Origin of the sequence: Alkalibacillus haloalkaliphilus C5 (assembly GCF_000269905.1) — a bacterium.
GTDB lineage: Bacteria > Bacillota > Bacilli > Bacillales > Alkalibacillaceae > Alkalibacillus > Alkalibacillus haloalkaliphilus_A.
On the sequence record NZ_AKIF01000168.1, the window covers coordinates 1 to 5815 of the forward strand.

Annotated in this window: 10 protein-coding genes and 1 tRNA gene; 7 read left to right on the forward strand and 4 right to left on the reverse strand. The window is 34.7% G+C overall.

Going from position 1 to position 5815, the window contains the following annotated elements; translation table 11 throughout:
• From A194_RS0114090 to A194_RS0114115, 6 genes are all read left to right on the forward strand, one after another.
• Positions 1 to 316, forward strand: a 316-nt coding sequence (locus A194_RS0114090) for a hypothetical protein (protein ID WP_017187455.1), incomplete at its 5' end; no start/stop codon positions are given.
• Positions 300 to 638: a hypothetical protein gene (locus A194_RS0114095; RefSeq protein WP_017187456.1), complete on the forward strand. Its 339-nt coding sequence runs from the start codon at positions 300 to 302 to the stop codon at positions 636 to 638. The genes A194_RS0114090 and A194_RS0114095, both read left to right, overlap by 17 nt.
• Positions 592 to 1059 carry a ComGF family competence protein gene (locus A194_RS0114100; RefSeq protein WP_017187457.1) on the forward strand — a complete coding sequence of 156 codons (468 nt, stop codon included), beginning with the start codon at positions 592 to 594 and terminating at the stop codon, positions 1057 to 1059. Before A194_RS0114095 ends, A194_RS0114100 begins: the two co-directional genes overlap by 47 nt.
• 28 nt (positions 1060 to 1087) lie before the next feature.
• Positions 1088 to 1405: a hypothetical protein gene (locus A194_RS0114105; protein WP_157783067.1), complete on the forward strand. Its 318-nt coding sequence runs from the start codon at positions 1088 to 1090 to the stop codon at positions 1403 to 1405.
• A gap of 28 nt (positions 1406 to 1433) precedes the next feature.
• A tRNA-Gln gene (locus A194_RS0114110) sits at positions 1434 to 1505 on the forward strand.
• A gap of 88 nt (positions 1506 to 1593) precedes the next feature.
• A complete protein-coding gene (locus tag A194_RS0114115; RefSeq protein ID WP_017187459.1) occupies positions 1594 to 1836 on the forward strand; it encodes a DUF2626 family protein in 243 nt (80 codons plus the stop codon).
• 53 nt (positions 1837 to 1889) lie between these two features.
• Here A194_RS0114115 and A194_RS0114120 read toward each other — a convergent pair whose 3' ends face one another.
• Positions 1890 to 2510: an MBL fold metallo-hydrolase gene (locus A194_RS0114120; protein ID WP_017187460.1), complete on the reverse strand. Its 621-nt coding sequence runs from the start codon at positions 2508 to 2510 to the stop codon at positions 1890 to 1892.
• Positions 2511 to 2663: 153 nt separating this feature from the next.
• Between A194_RS0114120 and A194_RS0114125 the strand changes: the two genes are divergently transcribed.
• Complete coding sequence (locus A194_RS0114125; RefSeq protein WP_017187461.1) at positions 2664 to 2855, forward strand: DUF2759 domain-containing protein; 192 nt, start codon at positions 2664 to 2666, stop codon at positions 2853 to 2855.
• A gap of 23 nt (positions 2856 to 2878) precedes the next feature.
• On the opposite strand, the gene A194_RS0114130 is transcribed toward A194_RS0114125, so the two are convergent.
• The 3 genes from A194_RS0114130 to A194_RS18625 all read right to left on the reverse strand — a co-directional run.
• Positions 2879 to 3661: an ABC transporter permease gene (locus A194_RS0114130; RefSeq protein WP_017187462.1), complete on the reverse strand. Its 783-nt coding sequence runs from the start codon at positions 3659 to 3661 to the stop codon at positions 2879 to 2881.
• A gap of 20 nt (positions 3662 to 3681) precedes the next feature.
• On the reverse strand, positions 3682 to 4383 hold the full coding sequence (locus A194_RS0114135; RefSeq protein ID WP_017187463.1) for an ABC transporter ATP-binding protein: 702 nt from the start codon (positions 4381 to 4383) through the stop codon (positions 3682 to 3684).
• Between the two features lie 93 nt (positions 4384 to 4476).
• A partial coding sequence (locus tag A194_RS18625; RefSeq protein WP_017187464.1) for an LTA synthase family protein occupies positions 4477 to 5815 on the reverse strand: 1339 nt, incomplete at its 5' end.

Here is a 5815-nt window from a genome sequence, read left to right on the forward strand (position 1 = left end):
GACACAGCACGTTTTAACCACTTTTGAACAAGATATATTTTACATTCAACAACACTCTCTTCTATACCAACGAAGATTAACGTTATTATTCACTTCAAGTAACAGTTATATTATTTATCGAAGTTCATTAGATCACCCTCTCATTGAGAGAGGGTTTGATGATGACGTACATTTTCTAGGAGGGACTAGACGTATCTCTTTTACTCCACGCGGTACAATCAATGAACCTAGAACGATTTTTCTCTCAATAAATGGGCAAACATATGAGATTACATTTTCATTCGGAAAAGGAAGGTACAATGTTACTGAAACGTGAAGATGGATTTATTTTACAAGACGCGATATTAACTTTAATCTGCTTCAGTTTATTAGTGAGCTTAACTATTCCATTTATAACGCAACTATACAAACATAGTTACGATATAAAACGACATGAAGAAGCATATCACCAGTTACAACAAGCTAAAGCATATATCCTTCAAAACGAGCCACCCGTCTCTTACTTAGAGGAAATATCAAATGAAACCTTTTCAACCATATTATTAGAAGATGATCAACGATTAATTGTCTGTATTGAATGGAAGGATTCAAATGACACGAATAAAGAGCTTTGTCAGTATATTCCGAACTACATGTAACGATCGTGGCTATACATTACTAACAACTCTAGTAGCCTTAGCTATTTTTATGTTAACACTTCCTATGATGACTAACTTAATAAAACCAATAGCCGATTTGTCTCCTATGTATAACATTAATGAATTAGAAATTAGGCAACTTGATTTTCTAATCTCCTTTGAATTAAATAGAAGTAGTGAGATAAGAATAGTCAATAACCGTTTACACTTTGTGGACTCCGGAGGTAAGATTGTAACTTTTGAGCAATATAGTGATCAAGTAATCCGCCGTACTAATCAACAAGGGTTTGAAGTCATAATGTTTAATATTCACGGCTTTGAAACAGAGAAAGTAGCACCAAATGCTCTCAAAATCCAATATACAAGGCAGGGACAGCAATTTGAGACGGTATTTACACACTTCAATATTAATGAATATTAAAAGTGAAAAAGGGTTAATCTTCCCTATAATGTTATTTTATTTAATCACTGTTACCTCCTCCTTAATTTTATTATTTGCTCACACCGAATACCAAAAAGAGCAACTTCAGTGGAGTGACGAGCAATTAACTATACAGAATTTAATTAATATGGGGATTCATGACTTTTTAACAGGCGATTTTACACCAACATCAAACGTACAAACAGTTGAATTTGACTACAGGACAGGAACAGTACAAGCAGATTATTCCATCGGTGACAATGACTTGATTGAATTAAGGTTACAAATTGAAACAATTAATGCATCGAATTATGAACATTTCACAATTATAATGTATAATATTTGATGTAATGAACTATAATAACAATTGTGATTGGGCCATAGCCAAGCGGTAAGGCAACGGGTTTTGGTCTCGTGATTCCCAGGTTCGAATCCTGGTGGCCCAGTTATAATGCTTCATAAAAAGTTCATTTACATTATTTAAATCATCGTATATAATATGTCTGACGAGTTCCTGGCAAAGGAGGAAAAGACATGGATCGTATGTTTCGTGTTCTAGCATTTTGGACTGGTATTTTCACTGCACTTTTCTATGCTGCAGGTAACTTAGGCCTGTCCGTAGCATTTCTAGCGCAAACGATCTTCTTTTTAGGAATCGGATACTTAAACCTATCGGAACGTCTTTATATGTATATTTTTGGCGCATACTTAACTGTTTTTATGGTAGGTTTTACTTATTACGTAACGTTCCTATTAGAACCATCATTCTCACACTAAAAAAAGTTCAACTCCGTTTTGGGGTTGAACTTTTTTTAAAACGAGGCCTAATACTAAAAAAATGGGTTTTGCTCTTTTTCTTCGCCAACCGTTGTTTTCGGGCCATGTCCAGGCAAAACAGTTGTGTCATCTGGTAAATTAAAGATCTTCACTTGTATCGATTGTATAAGAGTTTGATGCTCACCAAACGGTAAATCGGTTCGACCAATTCCCATTTGAAATAACGTATCTCCAGCTATTAATACATGATTACTTTCAAATAAGAATGAAATACTACCAGGTGAATGTCCAGGAGTATGAAGTACCTTAAGCTCAAATTGGTCAATGGTAGTCGTTCCTTCAGTTAAAAAATGATCCGCTTCTCCCTCAGCTTTAATCTCGCCTAATTGAAAACGTTGTGACCCATTTAGTTGTGGGTTCGTTAACCAATCACGTTCTAATTCATGCATATAAACATCAATACTATAATGATTTCTTAACTCTTCTACTCCGCCTATATGGTCAAAGTGGGCATGCGTTAATAGGATCGCTAATGGTTGAATATCATTTTCAGAGAAAAATTGAATTAACTTCTCTGCATCACCACCCGGATCAAACACTAGTGCTTTCTGATTGTGTACAATTACATAACAATTAGTACCTAATATACCTAAAGAAAAACTATAAATGTTCACAAAACGTTCCACCTTTTCTATGTATTTTTAATGAAATCACTCGACACTTCAACACTTTTTATATAAAATATAAGGGAGAAATCTTACGGATAATTTCTTAGTATCATTGTAATCATAACAAAGAAGAAGTTTTTCATTCAAGGAGGAGCAGACATGCAAGTAGGAGAATTCGTATTTGGAGTTATGATGCTAGTTGTAGCGATTTTAAGTTTTATTGCCATTTTCCGCGAAATTAAAAACCGCAACTTCTTTGCTGTAGCTTTTGCAACTGCATCACTATTATTATTTGGTTGGTATTCAGTAATGACGCTTTATAGTCAAATAACTGGTGCAATTACCGGATAATCTAAACGGCTAACATCTACTTGTTAGCCGTTCTTTTTTATATCTTGCAAGTTTAAAAGTTGCATCTGCTTATTAAAGAAGAAACGATACATAACCATCGAAATAAAAATCGCACTCAATGAAACTGATGAAAAAATACTAATAGAGATGACTAGTTGGTATTTAATTGCAATGATTGGGGCAACTCCACCTAAAATCAACCCTGTCATCATACCTGGCAGTTGAACTAAGCCTATCGTTTTTAATTGGTCAATATTCGGGATTAACGATGCATTTAAAGTCTTCTTAATTGACATATGTGCTGCATGCTTAGGAGTTGCACCAAGCGATAATGCAGCTAGAAGTTTACCTCTGTTCTGTTCGAATTCAGATTTAAGACGTTCAAGCGCTAGGCCCATTGCCACCATACTATTTCCAATTACCATTCCACTCATCGGAATCACTTCTTCAGGTGTAAATGAAATCATCCCAAAACCTAACCACATCGATAGAACGATGATTTCTACACCGATCAAGCCAACAAGAATGGTTATAAAAATATAAGGCAACTCTTTTCCTTTTTTCCGAGCGTGAAATGTTGCAACCAATATCATAACACTTAACATAATTGGAATACCGACTAATGGTGGTAGGTCAAACAAATACGTTAATATAAGCCCAATTAAAAATAATTGAAGTGTACCGCGGATCGTTGACCATATAATATCTTTCTTTAGACCAAGCTGATATATATAAGCAATAGTAAAAGGAATCATAACAAAAACGATTAGTAACAAGAGTGAATAAGTAGGTATGTCCCGTTCCATATTGTATCCTCCTAGTAGCTTTATGACTTATGCAAAAACTGTTTAAGCTGATCTGTATTAGGATTTTCTAATAATTGATTAAGGTCGCCGTATTCAATAACTTGTCCTTCTTCTATATATAGTCCCTTTGTACCGATTCTCTTAGCTTGATCCATACTATGGGTTATCATAACTACTGTAAGACGGTTATGTTCAATTAGCTTTATAAGGTCCTCTTCGATCGCTTCAATGTTACGATCATCTAAGGCACTAGTCGGTTCATCTAATAATAGGACATCTGGTTTATTTGCTAATGTGCGAGCTAATGAGACACGTTGCTTCTCACCACCTGATAATTCATCAACTGATTTATTTATATAATCTATAGGTAAGTTAACATAATTCATTAAACGTTCGGCACGGCCTTCTTCCCAATCATCAAACATACTTGGTCCGAATTTTAAATTATCTAACACCGTATCAGGAAATAAGTGAGGTTGTTGTAACACTAAACCTACACTTCTCCTTAATTGTGGAATGTCATATTGCTCAATTCGTTTATTATGAAATAATACTTCACCATAATCTGGATCATCCATTCGATTGAATAAATGAAGCAAAGTGGATTTACCTGCCCCTGATGACCCAAAAATAATGAGTCGGTCCTCTTCACGTAGAGTGAATGTAATATCTTTTAAAACTAAACGGTTCACTTGATTGAATTGAAATATTACTTCGTTCAAAGCTCCATCACCTTCTATTTGTGTCCTTATGTTATATAAGATTACTAAAAAGCGTTAATCTACTCAAATATTTGAGCAGATTAACGCTTTTATTTAATCGCTATTCTCTTCAGCTATTTCCCCTTGTTCGAAGTCATAAAACCTAAACAAGTCTCCATAAATAATTTCATCTGAATAATTTAATTCTTGTTCTGCCTGCTCTCTAATCCGATCACAGTTACCCTCTTCGATCAACTCGCCTGTTTCATTTTCATAACAGTTACCTGAGGCGTAAATGTAATCTTCTCCAACGACACGCCCGTCTCGAAAAGCAATGAAGTCTTTTCGTTCTTGTGAAAACAAATCATTACCAAAAACGATGTCGTTCTCATTCTCTATGCCTAGCATATTTAAAACTGTAGGCTTATAATCAATCTGACCTGATAAAGTTGACAATGTTCCTGAGTTTTCATGACCTGGAATATGAATAATCATAGGTACACGTTGTAATTTCACTTCATCATACGGTGTGATTTCATCTTCACCTAAATATTTAGCCATAGCCTCATTATGATAAGAACTAATGCCGTAGTGGTCTCCCATCATAACAATTATTGAATCTTCATATATTCCTTCTTCTTTTAATTGGTTAATAAATTGTTCAAGCGCTTCGTCTGTATATCGCGCTGTTTGAAAGTACTGATTTAACGTTACAGAACTCGAGTCAAATTGATCGATCGTCGCCTCTTCTTCTGGCATTTCAAATGGAAAGTGGTGAGTTAGTGTAATAAATTTTGCGTAATAAGGTTCATCTAAATCCTTCATTATATCAATGGATTGATCAAAGAACTTCTTATCATTTAACCCCCAACCAATTTCATCACTTTCCTCAAACTCATAAGACTCAACATCGAAAAACTCATTATAACCTAATGCTTCATACATCACATTTCTATTCCAAAAGCTTCCATTGTTTGCATGGAAAGTGTACGAATCATACCCAAGCTCTTCCTGAATAATCTTCGGTAAAGAATTATATTCATTTTGAGCATGAGTGAAAAATGCTGCACTGTTAGGTAGAGGATATAAACTATTATCTAATACAAACTCATGGTCTGATGTTTTTCCTAATCCAGTCTGGTGATAATAGTTCTCAAAGTAATAACTATCTTCTTTAAACTCGTTTAAGAACGGAAGAACCTCTTCCCCGTGTAACGTTTCATCAATTAAAAACGATTGCATCGATTCAACTGCGATATAAATAACGTTTTTATCTTCTGCTACCCCTGTTAGATCAATAGGGTTCTCAATTTCTCTAACATTTTGACTGACATACTCATCAATTTCATCCATACCTGAACCATCAGCAAAAAGACGTTTCGACTGTGTCGATGTTGTCATGACAAGATCATAAGCATGGAAAACTGGTAAACCTACATTTTTCACTAAATAC